Annotated in this window: 14 protein-coding genes; all 14 read right to left on the bottom strand. The window is 62.8% G+C overall.

Translation table 11 applies throughout. The features are described from left to right. Positions 1–9 precede the first annotated feature (9 nt). Entirely contained in the window at positions 10–1,500 is a 1,491-nt protein-coding gene (locus tag KI235_RS15135; protein WP_212795120.1) for an efflux transporter outer membrane subunit, read from the bottom strand. Then, positions 1,497–4,601: an efflux RND transporter permease subunit gene (locus KI235_RS15130; RefSeq protein ID WP_013693328.1), complete on the bottom strand. Its 3,105-nt coding sequence runs from the start codon at positions 4,599–4,601 to the stop codon at positions 1,497–1,499. Before KI235_RS15130 ends, KI235_RS15135 begins: the two co-directional genes overlap by 4 nt. Before the next feature lie 112 nt (positions 4,602–4,713). Beyond that, positions 4,714–7,809, bottom strand: coding sequence for an MdtB/MuxB family multidrug efflux RND transporter permease subunit (locus KI235_RS15125; protein ID WP_003201732.1), 3,096 nt, complete (start codon positions 7,807–7,809; stop codon positions 4,714–4,716). Next, positions 7,806–9,122: an MdtA/MuxA family multidrug efflux RND transporter periplasmic adaptor subunit gene (locus KI235_RS15120; RefSeq protein WP_069970839.1), complete on the bottom strand. Its 1,317-nt coding sequence runs from the start codon at positions 9,120–9,122 to the stop codon at positions 7,806–7,808. The genes KI235_RS15125 and KI235_RS15120 overlap by 4 nt, the downstream gene beginning before the upstream one ends. Before the next feature lie 177 nt (positions 9,123–9,299). Next, positions 9,300–9,800, bottom strand: coding sequence for a thiol peroxidase (gene tpx / locus KI235_RS15115; protein ID WP_013693326.1), 501 nt, complete (start codon positions 9,798–9,800; stop codon positions 9,300–9,302). A gap of 126 nt (positions 9,801–9,926) precedes the next feature. Continuing rightward, positions 9,927–10,598, bottom strand: a complete 672-nt coding sequence (locus tag KI235_RS15110; protein ID WP_003201727.1) for a DUF3313 domain-containing protein — start codon at positions 10,596–10,598, stop codon at positions 9,927–9,929. A gap of 94 nt (positions 10,599–10,692) precedes the next feature. After that, positions 10,693–11,187, bottom strand: coding sequence for a hypothetical protein (locus KI235_RS15105; RefSeq protein ID WP_003201724.1), 495 nt, complete (start codon positions 11,185–11,187; stop codon positions 10,693–10,695). Between the two features lie 99 nt (positions 11,188–11,286). Beyond that, entirely contained in the window at positions 11,287–11,784 is a 498-nt protein-coding gene (locus tag KI235_RS15100; RefSeq protein ID WP_003201722.1) for a GNAT family N-acetyltransferase, read from the bottom strand. A 153-nt stretch (positions 11,785–11,937) separates the two neighbouring features. After that, positions 11,938–12,918, bottom strand: coding sequence for a LysR family transcriptional regulator (locus KI235_RS15095; protein WP_003201721.1), 981 nt, complete (start codon positions 12,916–12,918; stop codon positions 11,938–11,940). Positions 12,919–12,958: 40 nt separating this feature from the next. Next, positions 12,959–13,903 (bottom strand): peptidylprolyl isomerase, encoded by a 945-nt coding sequence (locus KI235_RS15090; protein ID WP_003201720.1) that lies wholly within the window; start codon positions 13,901–13,903, stop codon positions 12,959–12,961. Next, positions 13,900–14,379, bottom strand: a complete 480-nt coding sequence (locus KI235_RS15085; RefSeq protein ID WP_027913039.1) for a YbjN domain-containing protein — start codon at positions 14,377–14,379, stop codon at positions 13,900–13,902. The genes KI235_RS15090 and KI235_RS15085 overlap by 4 nt, the downstream gene beginning before the upstream one ends. A gap of 22 nt (positions 14,380–14,401) precedes the next feature. After that, positions 14,402–15,049: a hypothetical protein gene (locus KI235_RS15080; protein ID WP_013693324.1), complete on the bottom strand. Its 648-nt coding sequence runs from the start codon at positions 15,047–15,049 to the stop codon at positions 14,402–14,404. 15 nt (positions 15,050–15,064) lie between these two features. Beyond that, positions 15,065–16,750 carry a putative porin gene (locus tag KI235_RS15075; RefSeq protein ID WP_060613857.1) on the bottom strand — a complete coding sequence of 562 codons (1,686 nt, stop codon included), beginning with the start codon at positions 16,748–16,750 and terminating at the stop codon, positions 15,065–15,067. A gap of 38 nt (positions 16,751–16,788) precedes the next feature. Beyond that, on the bottom strand, positions 16,789–17,493 hold the full coding sequence (locus KI235_RS15070; RefSeq protein WP_003201712.1) for an energy transducer TonB: 705 nt from the start codon (positions 17,491–17,493) through the stop codon (positions 16,789–16,791). Between the last annotated feature and the right edge of the window lies 1 nt (position 17,494).

Below are 17,494 nucleotides of genomic sequence, written 5' to 3'. Positions count from 1 at the left end.
TGTTGGGTATCAGTTCTCGGCAGCCTGTTCGCTAGCCTGCAGCTGCCCGTCCCACCCCCCGCCCAATGCGGCAATCAATTGCACGCTGGCGATCAGGCGGCTCTGCTGCAAGCTCAGCACACTGCGTTCATTGCTCAAGGCCGTGGCCTGGACGGTCACCACATCGAGGTAGGCAATCAACCCGGCCTTGTACTGGTTCTGCGTCAGGCGCAGGGATTCCCGGGCGGCGTCCAGAGCCTCCTGGCGCACGCGGGCTTCGTCTTCCAGCACCTTGAGCTGGATCATGTAGTTTTCCACCTCGCGCAAGCCGTCGAGCACGGTCTGGCGATAGGTGGCGACGGTCTGGTCATACGTCGCGACGGTACGGTCGACCTCTGCCGAACGCTGGCCGCCATCGAACAGCGTCATCGCCAGTTGTGGCCCTACCGACCAGAAGCGGTTCGGCACGCTCACCCAGTTGTCGTAGGTGCTGCTGCTGTAGCCGCCACTGAGGCTCAGGGTCAGGTCCGGGTAATACGCGGCCTTGGCGACCCCGATGTTGGCGTTGGCGGCCATCACCGAGCGTTCTGCCGAGGCGATATCCGGCCGGCGCTCGAGTAACTGCGAAGGCAGCGCCACCGGAATTTGCGGCAATGACGGGATGTCCTGGGTCTCGGCCAGGTTGAATTCGGCGGGCGGCAGGCCGATCAGCACGGCGATGGCGTTTTCAAACTGGGCCCGTTGCCAGATCAGGTCGATCAGGTCGCCCTGGGCGGTCTTGAGCTGGGTTTGCGCCTGGGCCACCGCGTCCTTGCCAGACACCCCGGCGCGGTACTGGTTTTCGGTCATTTTCAGGGAGCGCTGATAGTTGTCGACGGTGGTCTGCAACAAGCGTTTCTGTTCATCGATCACCCGCAACTGCAAGTAATTCTGCACCAGTTCCGATTGCTGGCTCAGACGCATCGCCGCCAGGTCGGCAAAACTGGCTTGCGCGCTCGCCTCGTCGGCTTCCAGGGTGCGGCGCAACTTGCCCCACACGTCCGCCTCCCAACTGACGCCGGCCTGGGCGTTATAGGTATCGCGAATGCCGCTGGACGAACTGCTCAGGCTCGAACTGCTGCTACCGGTGCCCTGGCTGGAGCGGGTCTTGCCAACGGTCAGGTCCACGGTAGGGAAAAATGCGCCACGGGCATTGCGCACCAGTGCCCGGGCCTGCCGATACTGGGCGTCGGCCTGGGCCACGGTCTGGTTGGACGCATTGAGCTGGTTCACCAGGCCATTGAGTTGCGCATCGCCGTACAGCTCCCACCAGGCGCCCCTGGCCATCGCATCGCTGGGATTGGCCTGGCGCCAGCCCTGGGCCTCCTTGTATTGCACCGGGGCGGCAGCCTGGGGACGTTGATAATCCGGGCCGACGGCGCAGGCACTGAGCATCGCCACGCACAGCACCAGGCTCAGCACCCGCGAGCCACGGGCAGTCGCCAGTGTTGCGACAAGATTGAAAGGCGAACGATCGGTCATAGCGGAGTTTCCAGGGCAGCATCAGTGCGCACGCCGCGCCAGCGATTGAAGCGATGGCGCAGTTTGTCGAGATATAGGTAAACCACCGGGGTGGTGTAGAGCGTCAGTACCTGGCTGAACACCAACCCACCGATGATGGTCAGGCCCAATGGCCGGCGCATTTCCGAGCCCTCGGCAGCACCGAGCAGCAACGGCAAGGCGCCAAGGATCGCCGCCAGCGTGGTCATCAGGATTGGCCGCAACCGCAGCAGGCAAGCGCTGCGGATCGACTCCAGCGGCGTCTGCCCGGCACGTTCCAGTTGCAGCGCCAGATCGATCATCAGGATGGCGTTTTTCTTCACCACGCCGATCAGCAGGAACAGCCCCAACAGTGAGATCAGGCTGAACTCGCCACCCAGCGCGTAGATCGACAGCAATGCGCCGACCCCGGCCGATGGCAACGTAGACAGGATGGTCAGCGGATGGATGTAGCTTTCATAGAGCACACCCAACACCAGGTACACCGCCAGCAACGCCCCGAGGATCATGAACGGCTGGCTCTTCTGGGTGGCGGCGAACGCATCGGCGGTGCCGGCCATTTTCGCAATGACATCCTCGGGCAATCCAAGCTTGGCAAGTGCCCGCTCGATGGCCGCGGTGCCCTGCTCCACCGTGACACCTTCGGCCATGTCGAAGGAAATGCCCTCGGACGCGAACTGGCCTTCATGGCTGACCCGGTCGTCCTCCAGGCTATTCTCGTAGTGGGCAATGGCCGACAGCGGTACGCGCGCGCCATCGGCGGTGATCACCTGAACCTGCTCGAGGGTGCTCGGGTCCTGGGCGTACTTGGGATTGACCTCCATCACCACCTGATACTGGTTGAGGCTGTCGTAGATGGTCGAGATCTGCCGCTGGCTGTAGGCGTTGTTGAGCACCGCGGTGACCATGTCCATGTCGATGCCCAGGCGCTTGGCCTGGTCGCGGTCCACCACCAGCGTCACCTGCTGCGCCCCACCACCGTCACGGGCATCGATGGCGGTGAGTTCCGGCAAGGCCCGGAAGGCCGCCACGACCTTGGGATACCACGCGCGCAGCGACGCCAGGTCGGCGCTTTGCAGGATGTAGGAATACTGCGAGGTGGTCTGCTCGCGACCGCCACCGAACTGCAGGTCCTGGTCGGCCATCAACATCAACTGAGCGCCGGGAACCTTGGGCATTTCTTTACGAAGGCGCTCGATGACCTTTTGTGCAGAAATATTACGCTCCTTGATCGGCTTGAGGCGCACCAGCATGAAGGCGTTGTTGGTGCCGTTGTTACCACCGATGAAACCGGCGACGCTTTGCACCGCCTCGTCCTTGAGCACGGCGCGGCGGAAGATCTCCATCTTCGGCTGCATCACGTTGAACGACAGCCCGTCGTCGCCACGCACGAAACCGATCAACTGGCCGGTGTCCTGCTGCGGCATGAAGGTTTTCGGCACCACCACGTACAACGCGACGTTCACGCCGATGGTCACCAGCAGGCTCAACAAGGTCAGGCGCCGATGGTGCAGCACCCAGTCCAGGCTGATGGCGTAACCACGGACCATGCGCTCATTGAGCCGCTGGCTCCAGCGCTGCAAGCGGTTTTCCTGCCCTGGCACGTGAGGCTTGAGCCAACGGGCGCAGAGCATCGGCGTGAGGGTCAGCGAGACCACCAGCGAAACGACGATGGACGCCGCCAGCGTGATGGAAAATTCGCGAAACAGGCTCTCGATGATGCCGCCCATGAACAGGATCGACAGGAACACCGCCACCAGCGAGACGTTCATCGACAGCAAGGTGAAACCCACCTCCTCGGCTCCCCGGTACGCGGCCTTCATCGGCGGCACGCCTTCGTCGATATGCCGGGAGATGTTCTCCAGCACCACGATGGCATCGTCCACCACCAACCCGGTCGCCAGGATCAACGCCATCAACGACAGGTTGTTCAGGGAGAAACCGTACAGGTACATCACCGCGAACGTGCCCACCAGCGACACCGGCACCGCCAGGGTCGGGATCAGCGAGGCGCGGAAGTTGCCGAGGAACAGGAACACCACCAGCACCACCAGGGCCACGGCGATCAGCAAGGTCATTTCCGCTTCATGCAGGGTGGCCTTGATCACCGGCGAGCGGTCCATGGCCAGGTTCAGCTTGACGCTGGCCGGCAGCACGGCCTGCAACGCCGGCAGTTGCGCCTTGATCTCGTTGACCGTCTCGATGATGTTGGCCCCGGCCTGGCGGTTGATCACCAGCAACACGGCGGCATCGTTGTTGAAGAAACCGCTGTTGTAGCGATCCTCGACGCTGTCGGTGACTTTCGCCACGTCCTTGAGCCGCAGTACCGAGCCATCCTGGTAACGGATGATCAGCGTTTCGTAGTCCTTGGCCTTCTCCAGTTGATCGTTGGCCTGGACCTGCCACATGCGCTGATCGTCCTCCACCGACCCCTTGGGCCGGCGCACGTTGCTATCGGCAACAGCGGTGCGCACGTCATCGAGGGCCACGCCGTACTGGTTGAGCAGATGCGGCTCCAGTTCGATGCGCACCGCCGGCAACGAGCTGCCGCCGATCTGTACCTCGCCGACGCCCGAGACCTGGGACAGGCTCTGGGACAGGATGGTCGAGGCCAGGTCGTAGAGCTGGCCCTTTTTCAACACATCCGAGGTCAGCGACAGCACCATGATCGGCGCCTGGGACGGGTTGACCTTCTTATAGGTCGGCATGCTGCGCATGCCGCTGGGCAACAGGTTGCGCGACGCATTGATGGCCGCCTGCACTTCCCGGGCGGCACCGTTGATGTCACGGTCCAGGTCGAATTGCAGGATGACGCGGGTAGAACCCTGGCTGGAACGGCTGCTCATGGTGTTGACCCCGGCGATAGCGCCGAAGGAACGCTCCAGGGGCGTAGCCACCGTTGAAGCCATCACCTCGGGGCTGGCCCCTGGCAGGTTGGCCTGGACCACGATCACCGGGAAATCCATTTGCGGCAGCGGCGAAACCGGCAGCAGGCCGAAGCTCACACCACCGAGCAGCATGATGGCGAAGCTCAGGAGCATGGTCGCGACCGGACGCTTGATGAATGGACCGGACAGGTTCATCAGCAGCCGCTCCAGGCTTCAATGAGCAGGCTGTTGTGGCGAGGGAGCTTGCTCCCGCTATGTGGGAGCAAGCTCCCTCGCCACAAATGCCCCAGGATTTCGGGCGTCGCCGTCATACCTGCACCTCTTTCCCATCGGGCCTGGCAAACCGGCGCCCCAGTCGATCGAAATACAGGTAGATCACCGGGGTAGTGAACAACGTCAGCACCTGGCTCACCAACAACCCACCGACCATCACCAACCCCAGAGGCTGGCGCAGTTCGGCGCCGGAACCGGTGGCGAACATCAGCGGTATTGCACCGAACAAGGCCGCCAGGGTGGTCATCAGGATCGGACGGAAGCGCAGTAATGCAGCCTGATAGATCGCCGTCTGCGGGTCGACGCCCCGGTTGCGTTCGGCGTCGAGGGCGAAGTCGATCATCATGATCGCGTTTTTCTTGACGATGCCGATCAGCAGGATGATGCCGATGATCGCGATCATGCCCAGGTCATTGCCGCTGAGAATTAAGGCCAGCAAGGCGCCGATGGCCGCCGAGGGCAAGGTGGAAAGAATGGTGATCGGGTGAATGTAGCTTTCGTACAGCACGCCCAGGACGATGTACATGGTCACCACCGCCGCCAGGATCAGCAGCAAGGTACTCGACAGCGAGGCCTGGAATGCCTGGGCCGCGCCCTGGAACTCGGTCTGCACGCCCACCGGCATGCCGATGTCCCGCTGGACCTTTTCGATTACGTCCACCGCATGCCCCAGGGCCACGCCCGGTGCCAGGTTGAACGACATCATCACCGCCGGGAACTGGCCAATGTGGGCAATCGCCAGTTGCGCCTGGCGTTCTTCGACCCGGGCCAGGCTCGACAGCCGCACCTGCCCGCCGTCGGTGGTCTTGACGTGAATCTGGTCCAGCGCCTGCGGCCCGATCCGCTCCCCGGCCTGGGCCTGCAACACTACGCGGTACTGGCTGGCCTGGGTGTAGATAGTGGAAATCTGCCGCTGGCCGAAGGCGTCATAGAGCGCATCGGTGATGTTCGACACCGAGACGCCCAGGCGAGAGGCTGCGTCGCGGTCGATCACCAGGTAGACCTGCAAACCCTTGTCCTGCAGGTCGCTGGCCACATCGGTCAACTCCGCCTGTTGGGCCAGGGCTTCGACCAGCCGCCCGCTCCAGAGGCTGAGCAATTCGGCGTCCGGCGACGACAGGCTGAACTGGTATTGGGTCCGGCTGACCCGGTCTTCGATGGTCAGGTCCTGCACCGGCTGCATGAACAGGCGAATGCCCACCAGCCGATCCAGTTGCGGCTGCAGGCGGGCAATGATCTCGGTGGCGCTGTCATCCCGTTCGCTGTGGGGCTTGAGGTTGATCAGCAGGCGCCCGCTGTTGAGCGTGGCGTTGTCGCCGTCCACGCCGATGTAGGACGACAGGCTCTCCACCGCCGGGTCCGCCAGGATCACTTTCGCCAATTGCTGCTGGCGCTCGCTCATGGCGGCAAAGGAGATCGATTGTGGCGCCTCGGAAATGCCCTGGATCACCCCGGTGTCCTGCACCGGAAAGAACCCCTTGGGCACGGCCAGGTACAGCACCACCGTCAACACCAGGGTGCCCACCGCCACCAGCAGGGTCAGCGGTTGGTGCTTGAGCACCCATTGCAACTTGCGTCCGTAGGCGGCGATCAACCAGTCGATCCAGGCGCCGCTGGCTCGGTAGAAACGGCCCTGCTCTGCTTCCTTGGGCTCACGCTTGAGCAAGCGGGCGCACATCATCGGCGTCAGGGTCAGGGACACCACCAGGGAAATCAGGATCGCCACCGCCAGGGTGATGGCGAACTCGCGAAACAGCCGTCCCACGACATCGGCCATGAACAGCAGCGGGATCAGCACGGCGATCAGCGACAGCGTCAGGGATATCAGCGTGAAGCCGATCTGCTTCGCGCCCTTGAGTGCTGCCTGCAGCGGGCTGTCGCCCTCCTCGATGAAGCGAGCGATGTTCTCCAGCATGACGATGGCATCGTCCACCACGAAACCGGTGGCAATCGTCAGGGCCATCAGGGTCAGGTTGTTGATGGAAAAACCGGCCAGGTACATCACGCCAAAGGTGCCGATCAGCGACAACGGCACAGCCACCGACGGAATGATCGTGGCACTGACGCGACGCAGGAACAGGAAGGTCACCATGACCACCAGCACGATGGCGATCAGCAACTCATGCTGCACATCGGTGACCGATGCGCGGATGGTCTGGGTGCGGTCGGTCAGCACGGTGACATCCAGGCCGGCCGGCAGGTTGTCGGTGATGCTCGGCAGCAGGGCCTTGATCCGGTCCACCACTTCGATGACGTTGGCCCCCGGCTGACGCTGGATGTTCAGCAGCACGGCCTGGTTTTCGTTGGCCCAGGCGGCAAGGCGTTCGTTTTCGGCGCCATCGACGATCTGCGCGACGTCCTTAAGCCGCAACGGCGCACCGTTGGCGTAGGCCAGGATCAGTTCGGCGTAATCCTTGGGCGAGGTCAACTGGTCGTTGGCGTCGAGCATCGAGACCCGGGTCGGGCCGTCGAAGTTGCCCTTGGGCTGGTTGACGTTGGAGGCGCCGATCAATGTGCGCACATCCGCCAGGTTCAGGCCGTTGGCCGCCAGGGCCTCGGGATTGACCTTGATTCGCACGGCCTGGCGCTGGCCACCGGCGATGGTGACCATGCCGACGCCGCTGATCTGGGCGATTTTCTGCGCCATGCGGGTGTCCACCAAGTCATTGAGCTTGGGCAGCAGCATGGTCTTGGACGTGATAGCCAGGGTCAGCACCGGGGTATCGGCCGGGTTGACCTTGTTGTACACCGGCGGTGCCGGCAGGTCCTTGGGTAGCAGGTTGGTGGCCGCATTGATCGCGGCCTGCACCTGCTGCTCGGCGACGTCCATGTTGATGTCGAGGTTGAAGCGCAGGGTAATCACCGACGCACCACCGGAACTGGTGGAGGCCATTTGCGTCAGGCCCGGCATCTGTCCGAACTGGCGCTCCAGGGGCGCGGTCACCGCGCTGGTCATCACATCGGGACTGGCGCCCGGGTACAAGGTCATCACACGGATGGTCGGGTAATCGACCTGGGGCAATGCCGACACCGGCAGCAGCCGATAGGCGATCAGGCCGGCCAGGATGATCGCCAGCATGCTCAGGGTGGTGGCGACCGGGCGAAGGATGAACAGCCGCGAGAGATTCATGCGCCGCCCTTTTTCGCCTTGTCGGCCGCAACCGGCTCAGCGGGCACCGCTGCGGACTTGCCCTGCAGGTGCTCGGTCGGCGTGGTGGGCACTTCCTGGCTGTCGCTGACCACTTCCACTTCACTGCCTTCCTTCAAGCGATCGGTGCCTTCGAGCACCACCCGGTCACCGGCGACCAGGCCTTCGGTGATCACGGTGTTCGCACCGTCGCTGGCGCCGATCTTCAGCTTTTTGATGGTGACCTTCTTGTCGCCATCCAGGGCATAGACGAAGGTGCCATTGGTGCCGAACTGAATGGCCGCCGTCGGCGCCAGGGTCACGCCTTTGAGGGTGTCGGCCAGCAGGCGGACATTGACGAACTGGTTGGGGAACAGCGACTGGTCGCGGTTCTCGTAGCGGGCCTTGAACTTCAAGGTGCCGGTGGTGACATCGATCTGGTTGTCCAGGCTTTGCAGCACGCCGCTGGCCTGCAGCTTCACATCGCCCCGGTCCCAGGCTTCGACTGGCAGTTTCGCCCCGCTGCGATAACGGGCGAGCACCGTGTCGAGGTTGTTTTCCGGCAAGGTGAACACGACGCTGATGGGTTGGGTCTGGGTGATGACTGCCAGGGCCGTGGTGTCGTTGGCCGCCACCAGGTTGCCGATATCCAGTTGCCGCAAGCCGACCCGCCCGGAGATGGGCGCGCGGATCTTGGTGAATTCGAGGTTGAGCTTGGCGTCGTTGACCGCCGCCTGGTTGGTCTTGACCGTGCCCTGGTACTGACCCACCAGCGCCGCGGCGGTGTCGAGGGTCTGCTTGGCAATACTGTCTTCAGCGTACAGGCCGCGATACCGCTCAAAGTCTACCTGGGCATTTTTCAACTGGGCCTGGTTCTGCAACAGCGTGCCTTCGGCCTGGAGCAAGGCGTTCTGGTACGGACGCGGGTCGATCTCGGCCAGCAGGTCCCCGGCCTTGACCATCTGCCCTTCTTCGAAAGCGATCTTGACCAGTTCGCCACCCACGCGGCTGCGCACGTTGATGGTATTGAGGGCCGTGACCGTGCCCAGCGCCTTGTAGTACAGCGGGAAATCCCCGGTCACCGCCGGCGCCACCCGCACCGGAATCGGCCCCGTAGCCCCACCGAACCCTGGCCGCATGCCACCCGAGCGCCCCATGTGCCCCGCCGCGGCTTTATCCCCTGCCCCAGGCTTCTGCGCCGAGCCACTGGGCCAGAACTTCCAGGCCAGCGCCGCGACCACCAATACGATAAACAGGCCGAACAGCCAGCGACGGGAATTGCGGGAAACAGAGGATTGCATGGAGTGATCAACCATTGGGCGCGTGGACTTCTTTTACGGGAGGCTGAACGATAAGCACTGGCGGGTGTTTAGCAAAGCGCCTTTACCGGCAATTTACGTTGGGCTTACCTGGCACATAGTCGGCTAACACCTTGAAGCACAAAAGAAAACGGCCTGGACAGGGCCAGGCCGTTAACAATTGTAATAAATACCTTATTTCAGAACGGCCAACGCAGCGTCGTAGTTTGGCTCTTCACCGATTTCCTTGACCAGCTCGCTGTGCAGCACGGTGTCGTTTTCGTCCAGCACCACCACGGCACGGGCGGTCAGGCCTTTGAGCGGGCCATCAGCGATTGCCACGCCGTAGTCCTGGATGAACTCGGCACCGCGCAGGGTCGACAGGTTCTGGACGTTTTCCAGGCCTTCGGCACCGCAGAAACGCGCCTGGGCAAACGGCAGGTCGGCGGAGATGCACAGCACCACAGTGTTGGTCAGGCCGTTGGCCTGGGCATTGAACTTGCGCACGGAGGTGGCGCAGGTCGGCGTGTCGACACTTGGGAAAATGTTCAGCACTTTGCGCTTGCCGGCGAAGTCCTTCAGGGAAACGTCCGACAGATTGCCGGCAACCAGGGAAAAGGCTGGCGCCTTGGAACCGGCTTGTGGCAACTGGCCGTTGACTTGGACCGGGTTGCCTTTGAGGGTGACTTGAGCCATGAACGGATTCCTTCTGACAGGTTTGAAAATGGTGAGGCCGGAGTTAACCACGAAATGCTTGCGCGACCTATGGTTGGACATAAAAAGTCGTGGTTTGGACGCCGGCGCGTGAGGTAACGGCGGTGGTTATTTAGCCTTGAATTTCAGAAACGACTGATGCAAATCCGACGCCCAGCCATCGATGACCCCTTTGACGTCATCGGGCTTCATCACCTGGGACTCGTTGGACAACGGCTTGCCCGTGCCTTTGCGCACCACCTGGGCGACCACCGCGTTGTTGCCACCATCGAGAAAAACCGCTTCGGTGCCCAGGGTGGTTTCCTGGTCGCGAATGCCGCTGGCCGTGCTGACAGCGGCCGCCACCAGCGCAATCGGGATCACCTCATAAGGTTTCAAGCCTTCGGTCTTGCTGCCGACAGCCGTGATGGCCGCCCGCATCACCAATACACCCGGCCCAGGAGCTGTCGCCAGGGGCAAGGACTTTCCCGCTTCCCGCTTGAGGGCCTGATCGTAATAAGCGGTGATACCGGACAGCGTGGCCTGGGGGATCTTCACGGTCGGCTGCGGCTTGGGGTAAAGCTGTGTCGGCTCGATATAGAGACTGGTGTACTTGCCCGGGTCGATCTTCGGATCGACCCAACGCATCACCTCGGCCCCCGACGGCGACTTCTCTTCCTTGAGCCGGCTGTAATCCCCCAGGAACCCGGAGTACTCATCCGGCTGGGTGACTTTGCTGGAGCAACCCGCCAAGGCGAGCGAGGCAATGCAAACAGTGCCGATCATCGACGAAAACTTCATGCTGTCACTCCTGTAAGCCACACGAGGCGGGGCCGGAACTACAGGTATAGCCAATGGACAGGTTTTTGCCTGCGCTGAGAAGCGCGTGCGTGATTCAGCCGCGTTCACGCGGTATCAGGCTCTGCAACTGTTGTGCGAGGAAGTTGGCATCGAAAGCAAATGTGTCGGGGTCCTTCAAGCCGTTGGTCCGGCGCCATTGCCATTGCACCGATGGCGGTTGGCAAACCAGCGAAATACTGCCGTGACGGGTCGCCGCCAGGCCAATGATCGACAAAGAAATCAGCCCACCTACGCCCATCACCTCCGGAACGAATTCCACCGGTCTACCGGTGATGGTCAAGGTCAGTTTTTCAGTCTTGAAACCGGACGTCTCTACGGGAGCGCTCGGCCCGTGCGCCACATAGGTCTCACGGCTAAGTTCCAGCAGGCCGAGCGCCATGACGGGCGCCAGCCATTGCTCGATTTGCCCGTACAACGCCTTGATCTGTTCGGCCCAGACCGCTGCCTGGGCCTGGTGCAGTTGTTTCTTGTGCGCTTCGCTGTCGGCGTAGTGACGAAGCATCTCGCCCAATTGCTGTACATCGTCCATGGGCCGGTCCTCGATTAAGGGAGTACTGCGAAGCGCGATGATGACAGGTTCAAGACGTTGGCGTACGTAAAAGCCCTCTTTGCCTGCGCGCTGGGCTCTTCAGCGCAACCGCGCCATCGCCAGGGTATCCACCCAGCGACCGTCACGCACGGCGTAGTCGCGCATCAGGCCTTCGGTTTCGAAGCCGAACTTGCGGTACAGCCCAATGGCCGCTTCGTTGTCAGCGTACACCGTCAACTCGACCCGCCGCAGGTTCATCCAGTTGTCCGCAACCTCCAGCGCGGCCGCGAGCAGCATCGACCCCACGCCTTTGCCCTGCCAGGCGACAGCCACGCCCATGCCGAGACTGCCGCAATGGGCACGGCGCACGCGCGAAAACTGCTCCAGTCCCAGGTTGCCGATGACTTCACCCTCGTGCAGGGCCACCAGTTTCAATAAACGCTCGTCGTCCATTGCCAGACGCTTACGCCAGACTTCGGTGGACTGGAAAGGCATTTGCAGAACTTGGCGAGTCACCGCCGGATCGTTGTAGAGCGCGGTGACACCGGCGATGTGGGCTTCAGTGAAGCGTACGAGGGTGATCGATGATTCGGACATGCAGCTCCTCCCTGGAGGCGTGACAAGGGCGATCACTATAAGCCGCGCCAGGCGCTATGGGGAACCTGCGGGAGCGGTGGTTTTGGCATCCGCGTTGACGGATACACCGCTATCGCGAGCAAGCTCGCTCCCACAGGATTATCGTGCTACCAGCTAGGTCTGGAACCAATCCCGGCGCTCATCCAGCGTGTGATGGATCAGCTCACGAAGCATCTGCACCTCTGGCGAGCCTTCGGCCTGGGCATTGACGGCCATCCACAAGTACCGTTGCATCGACGGGCCGAACACTTGCGGCAATGCCACCAGGCCTCGGTCGAAACGGCTCATGTACTGCGGCAACAGACCGATGCAGGCGCTGCAGCGAATCATTTCCAGCATCAATTCGTAGGATTGCACCTGCACCACGCCGGCCCGGCGCTGTTCTATCAGGGCATTCCACGGGGCGAAGCCATCCACGTGTCGGTCCGCCTGCCATTGCACCAGCATGTAGTCGTTCAGGTCCTCCAGGCAATCCGGGCGCGTGGCCGGTCGTGAATAGCGCTTGGCGATGTGCGGCACATAGTCCATCCGCGCCAGTCGATCCGCGGGCAACGTGGCGAAGCTCGGCCCTGGCACCGACACCTGGGCATCACTCAACCAGAGCACCAGGTCGGCGCTGACGGCTTGCAGTGCCAGTTCACTGTCCAGGGTGATGATCTGCAGTCGCACGCTGGCGTTGCGCCGTAGCAACGAGATCAGGTCGCGTCCCAGGATGTCATGCAGAATCGACTCGGCCACGGCGAGGCGAATCAAGGGTTGATCGTTCAGCGGCGGCGCACTTTCGTGGGCCAGGGTGATCAATCGCGCCTGCAACTGCCGGCCTTCACGAGTGAGGGTCAAGGCGCTGCCCTGGAAGCTGAACAGCGAGCGTTGCAGGCGCGTCTCCAACTGCGCCAACTGCTTGCGCAGCCAGGTTGCCTTGACGTTGAGGCTACGAGCCGCTTGCATGAAGCAGCCGCAACGGGCACTGACCAGGAAACACTGCGCCACCTGCGGTTCAATACCGCCGGCCAATGTCAGCCAGGGATCGGGGACACGCAACGGCGTGCGGTATGCGGTGACAGCCTGGCGTCCTGCGGGCTCGGTGAAGGTCATGGGTGACTCCCTGTCGGTTGTACGAATTATTTGGGCCGGCCTAAAGCCCCTCCTCCAGCACCTTGCTCAACTGCGCGCCATCGATGCTCAACGTGGCCGTGTCGAGCATGCCGTCCAGGTAGGCCTTGGCGATCTGTTCCTGGCGCTGGGCGCGCAGGGCCTGGGTCAGGCGTTCGCGGACGTCGTCCAGGGTCGCTTCCCGGGCCGGCTGTTGTTCGGTGAGCTTGATGACATGAAACCCCGCCGGACTTTGCACCGGGTCCGACACCGCGCCGACCTTCAGGCGCGCCACCGCCTCACGCACCGGCGGGACCAGTTGCTGCAAGGGCTGGAAACCACTGTCACCGCCGCGCTCGGCACTGCTGCGGTCCTGGGAAAAACGACTGGCCAGGGCGCCGAATTCAGCGGGCGAGGCCTGGGCCTTCTTGCTCAACTCCAGCGCTTGCCGGCGCACCGCCTCTACGGTTTGCGGCTCGGTGGCTGCCAGGAAAATCTGGCTGACGCGGTACAACGCCGGTGCGGTCCAGTTGGCTTTCCCGGCGTCATAAGCCTGCTTCAACTCGTCTTCACTGGGATACCCGGCGGGCACCTGGCTGACCGACCGCAAGTAGTCGCGAAACACAATCTGCTCAGCCGCCGCCCGGGTCTGGCGCTCCACCTCGGGCCGCTCGCGCCAGCCCTGGGCGTCGGCCTGCTCCAACACGGCCTTTTCCGCCAGGCGGGCACGAATCCAGCCTTCCAGCGCAGCCCGATTGCCACGCATTTGCTGGCGAACTTCAGGAGCCAGCGCGGCCAGCAATGCCTTGAGTTCATCGGGGCTGACGTGCTGGTTGCCCAAGCGCGCCAGGCTCGGCGAGTCGGCCGTAGCAACGCTTACGGTCTGTACCGCGGCGACCGGATCGCTTCCCGGCCGCAGACCCAGCACCAGCGCCACGGCGAGCAGGCCCAGCGCTGCGGCGCTGATGACGAAGGTCGGCTTTTTCACGATGCGACGGCCTCCTCCGATGGCGCCTCGACGGGCTCGGCCGGGGTTTGCAGGCGCGCCGCGTTCTGGCTGTACTCACGCAGGTAGACAATGAACTCCTGCAACAGGCGATCCCACAGTTCCAGGTGGCTGCGCAAATGATCGGCGCTCACGCCTGCCGCGACCACCACGTCCATTTCCATCACCAGGAACTCACCCTGCAGCGACAACCGGGCAAAGCGGCGCGAGGCGTTCCACAACGCCACCAACCCAGCTGGCAACTCGCCCTGTACCCGCAAGGCGCAGCTGAAGGTGAAGTCCAGGTATTGGCCCGCTGTCGGCGCAGGATTACCCAAACGCACCGCAAAGCCGATGCCCTGGCTGGCACTGAGCAGTTGCACGATGCCGTTCTGCTCGGTTTCGTTGACCCGATAACCCGCAGCCTGCAACCACTCGGTCAGGGATTTTGCACCGACGTATTCAATCATTGAGGTCATGCTCGCGTCTTCCTTGTTCTGTTCAGTGAGTGATCGAGGCCTGGGGCGCATCGAAACGGTTCTTGTAGAGATCATCGCCAAAGCCCTGGGCCAGCTCTTCGAAACGCACCCGGGCCTTGGCCGCGAACGGCTGGCGAATCTTCATGATGTCGGTCACATCAATGGTTTCGTAGGCATGCAGCAGCGTCTTGGCGACTTCGTACATTTGCTGATTCTTGACCGAACATTGCTGCACTTGTGTATCACGCTCGGTCAATTGCGCCTCCAGGCGGGCGCGCTCGGTCTCTTTGCCACGGGCCAAGGTCAACAGTTCTTCATAGGCTTTCTTGAATTTGCCGATTTGCTCGTTGCTCGCCGCCACCTGGGCCTGGGCCTGGTTTTGCAGGTTTTGCTGATGTCCGGCCAGCTGCTCGGCCAGGGCTTGGGCCTTGCTCAGTTGTGCGGTCAATTGCTTGATCTGCGCCTGGGCCTCCTTGGCCTGGCTCTCGGCAGCCTGACGAGCGGCGCTGGCCTGGGCCTGCTCGCTTTGCAGGGCCTGCAACTGGGCGGTGGTACTGCGCAGCTGTGCCCGCAGCCGCTCTTCCAGGCCTTCGCCGTGCGCCAAGCCACTGAGCAGCAGACCCAGCATCAGCAACGCAGCCGGGCATGGGTATTTGGCTCGCCTTTTCATGAGGTCTCCCTGCGCTTAGAAGCGCGTGTTGATTTCAAGCTGCAAGACATCGATGTCGTACGGCGCGCCGTACACCGCTTCGGAACTCAACCAGCGACCGGTGGCGAAGACGTTGCTCGCCAGGCCATAGTTGCCGCCCAGGAAATAACCCTTGGCATTGGTACCGCCCAAGTGGAATGACGAATCGTTGAAGCCGTCCGGCAAGGCATCGGGCTGGATGTACTTGTAGCCGGCGAACAGGTTCCAGTCGCCCTCGCGCTTGAGCTCCAGGGAGTTACCCAGGGTGAACTGGAGCATCCAGGCGTTGGCGCCACTTTCCACCTCGCCATCGCTGTCCAGGTTGTTGGCGAATTGCCCGGCGGAGCGCTTGCGCATCTCGCCTTCGTCGTAGCCCAGGTTGTGGACGTAGTGGGCCTGGCTGCGCAGCTTCAGGTCTTCGGGCAGATCGGTGTCCCACGCCAGGTTCAGGTCCAGCAGGTTGAATTCCGAGGCCAGGCCGACGTATTGCGGCTGTGGCGTGGTGGACGGGTTGAGAGGATTGGGCGCGATGTCGCGCAGCAGGAACACGGTGTTGCCCTTTTGCATGAACGCCACGCGTGAACCGTCGCTGTCGCAGCCTGGATCACCGGCCCAAGGCTGGCACGACGAAGAGCGCTGGCCTTCGATGTCGTCGAAGCGGTAATAGGCCATGGCCCCCTTGATCCGGTTGCTGTCGTTGATGGCCCAGTTGGCCCCCAGTTGCGCACCGTACAACCACTTGTTGTCGCTCTCCTCCTTGTCGCTGCCGTTGCTGGTGCTGGTGTCGTTGGTGTACTCCACCGGGAACGCGCCAACAGTACCGAACACGCCCCAGTCCTGATTGAGCTTGTGGTTGAAGTTCGCCGCCACACCGTCGAAGTTCAGGTCACCGGAATACAACAGGTCGGTGGAGAAAAACGGGTTGGCGAAACGCCCGCCGGTCAGGGTCAATTCGTCCGATGGCTTCCAGGTCAGGTAGCCCTGGTCGAGCCAGATGTCTTTCTTGCCAAAACCACCACCGAGGGTCTGGGTGGTGGACACCGGGTTGTTGTCGGAGCCGGTACCGATGCGGATGCCCGCGGTCCATTGCGGGGCAATCACGGCCTTCATGCCCAGGCGTGCGCGCAGGCGGAACAGGTTCTCGCGGTCTTCACGGGTGTTGAGCAACGGCGGCAGGCTGGAGCTGCTGTTGGGGTTGACGTCGTAGGGGCCCTTGTCATTGAGCCGGGCGAAGTCGACGATTTCGTTGCTGTTGGTGCCCGAGTAATAGCGCGACTCATCCCGCAGGCGAATGTCGCCATCGAAACTGATGCGCGAGACCCAATCCGGGAAGGTGTTGGGCTGGGCCCAGTTTTCCTGCTTGGCGGTGGCCATGACTTCAGCCTTGACCTGGTCGCGGATCTGCTCACGCACGATGTTCGGCACGTATTGCACCCGCACGTCCCCCGGCGCGCCGGCCGGCGTTGCGGCAACCGCCGTGGCTGCCTGGCGGGCCTGCACGGCTTCCCGTTCAGCCTGGGCGATCAAGCCATCGGCCTGATCCTGTTTCAACACGCCCTGCTGCACCAGCAGGCGGATCAGATTGATCGTGGCGTTTTCCGAGGGCGCTGGGGCCGCGTGCCCGGCCAGGCTCAGGACCACCAGGCCGATCGCCCACGATAATCGATTCACATTGGAAATCATCTGCACACAACTCCTTTGGCAAACTTTCAAATAGTCGGTTAACCCGGCCGCCGTCCCTGCAAGGACAAGCGCACGGGTAAAGTCAGGGAGGCCGGTGGCCGTTCACTCAAATGGGGCGCGGCACGCAGGGCGGAAATAACTTGTTCGTCCACTTGCGGGTTGCCGCTGGACTTGACCAACTCGACCCGGGTGATTTCGCCCACGGCACTGAGCCAGACATCGGCCTGCAGCGAGAACGCCAGGCTGCGCAAGTCGGGGTTTTCTCGCAGCAAGCGCTGGAAGGTGAATGCCAGGAACTGGCTGTAAGTGCCATTGCCCAGGCGCCCGCCCCCTGCCCCAGCCATGCCGCCGCCCTTGCCCGCGCCGATGTTGAAGGCGTCGTTGCCGGATTGGGCATCGCCGTCCATCTGCATCGGGTTCGCCAGGTCATCGACCGGCGACGGCGGTGCCTCTTCCTCGGGCTTGACCTCTTCGGGTTCCGGGGTCGGCTCTGGCTCGACCACCTTCTCCTCGACCTGGGGTTCCGGCTCCTTGGGTTTCTCCGGCGGTGGTGGGGGCGGAGGCGGCAGCGGGATAATGGTCGGCACCTTCGGCGCTTCGCGGCGCACGCCACTCATGTCATTGGCCCACTGCCACAGCAGCCAGGCCGCCACGGCACCCAGCGCCAGGCCGGCGGCCCATTTGAGCAGGCGCAACGGCGAGGTCTTCACCGGGGGCGGATCGATGGGAAGTCTGGCGGTCATG

Origin of the sequence: Pseudomonas sp. St386 (assembly GCF_018325865.1) — a bacterium.
Classification (GTDB): domain Bacteria; phylum Pseudomonadota; class Gammaproteobacteria; order Pseudomonadales; family Pseudomonadaceae; genus Aquipseudomonas; species Aquipseudomonas brassicacearum.
Note: the sequence above shows the minus strand (reverse complement) of the source record. Positions and strands in the feature narration are given on the sequence as shown.

Bases quoted from the DNA above. Each gene is read 5' to 3' on its own strand.
- KI235_RS15135 (WP_212795120.1), bottom strand. From the start codon at position 1,500: ATGACCGATCGTTCGCCTTTCAATCTTGTCGCAACACTGGCGACTGCC.
- KI235_RS15130 (WP_013693328.1), bottom strand. From the start codon at position 4,601: ATGAACCTGTCCGGTCCATTCATCAAGCGTCCGGTCGCGACCATGCTC.
- KI235_RS15125 (WP_003201732.1), bottom strand. From the start codon at position 7,809: ATGAATCTCTCGCGGCTGTTCATCCTTCGCCCGGTCGCCACCACCCTG.
- KI235_RS15120 (WP_069970839.1), bottom strand. From the start codon at position 9,122: ATGGTTGATCACTCCATGCAATCCTCTGTTTCCCGCAATTCCCGTCGC.
- tpx (WP_013693326.1), bottom strand. From the start codon at position 9,800: ATGGCTCAAGTCACCCTCAAAGGCAACCCGGTCCAAGTCAACGGCCAG.
- KI235_RS15110 (WP_003201727.1), bottom strand. From the start codon at position 10,598: ATGAAGTTTTCGTCGATGATCGGCACTGTTTGCATTGCCTCGCTCGCC.
- KI235_RS15105 (WP_003201724.1), bottom strand. From the start codon at position 11,187: ATGGACGATGTACAGCAATTGGGCGAGATGCTTCGTCACTACGCCGAC.
- KI235_RS15100 (WP_003201722.1), bottom strand. From the start codon at position 11,784: ATGTCCGAATCATCGATCACCCTCGTACGCTTCACTGAAGCCCACATC.
- KI235_RS15095 (WP_003201721.1), bottom strand. From the start codon at position 12,918: ATGACCTTCACCGAGCCCGCAGGACGCCAGGCTGTCACCGCATACCGC.
- KI235_RS15085 (WP_027913039.1), bottom strand. From the start codon at position 14,379: ATGACCTCAATGATTGAATACGTCGGTGCAAAATCCCTGACCGAGTGG.
- KI235_RS15080 (WP_013693324.1), bottom strand. From the start codon at position 15,049: ATGAAAAGGCGAGCCAAATACCCATGCCCGGCTGCGTTGCTGATGCTG.
- KI235_RS15075 (WP_060613857.1), bottom strand. From the start codon at position 16,750: ATGATTTCCAATGTGAATCGATTATCGTGGGCGATCGGCCTGGTGGTC.
- KI235_RS15070 (WP_003201712.1), bottom strand. From the start codon at position 17,493: ATGACCGCCAGACTTCCCATCGATCCGCCCCCGGTGAAGACCTCGCCG.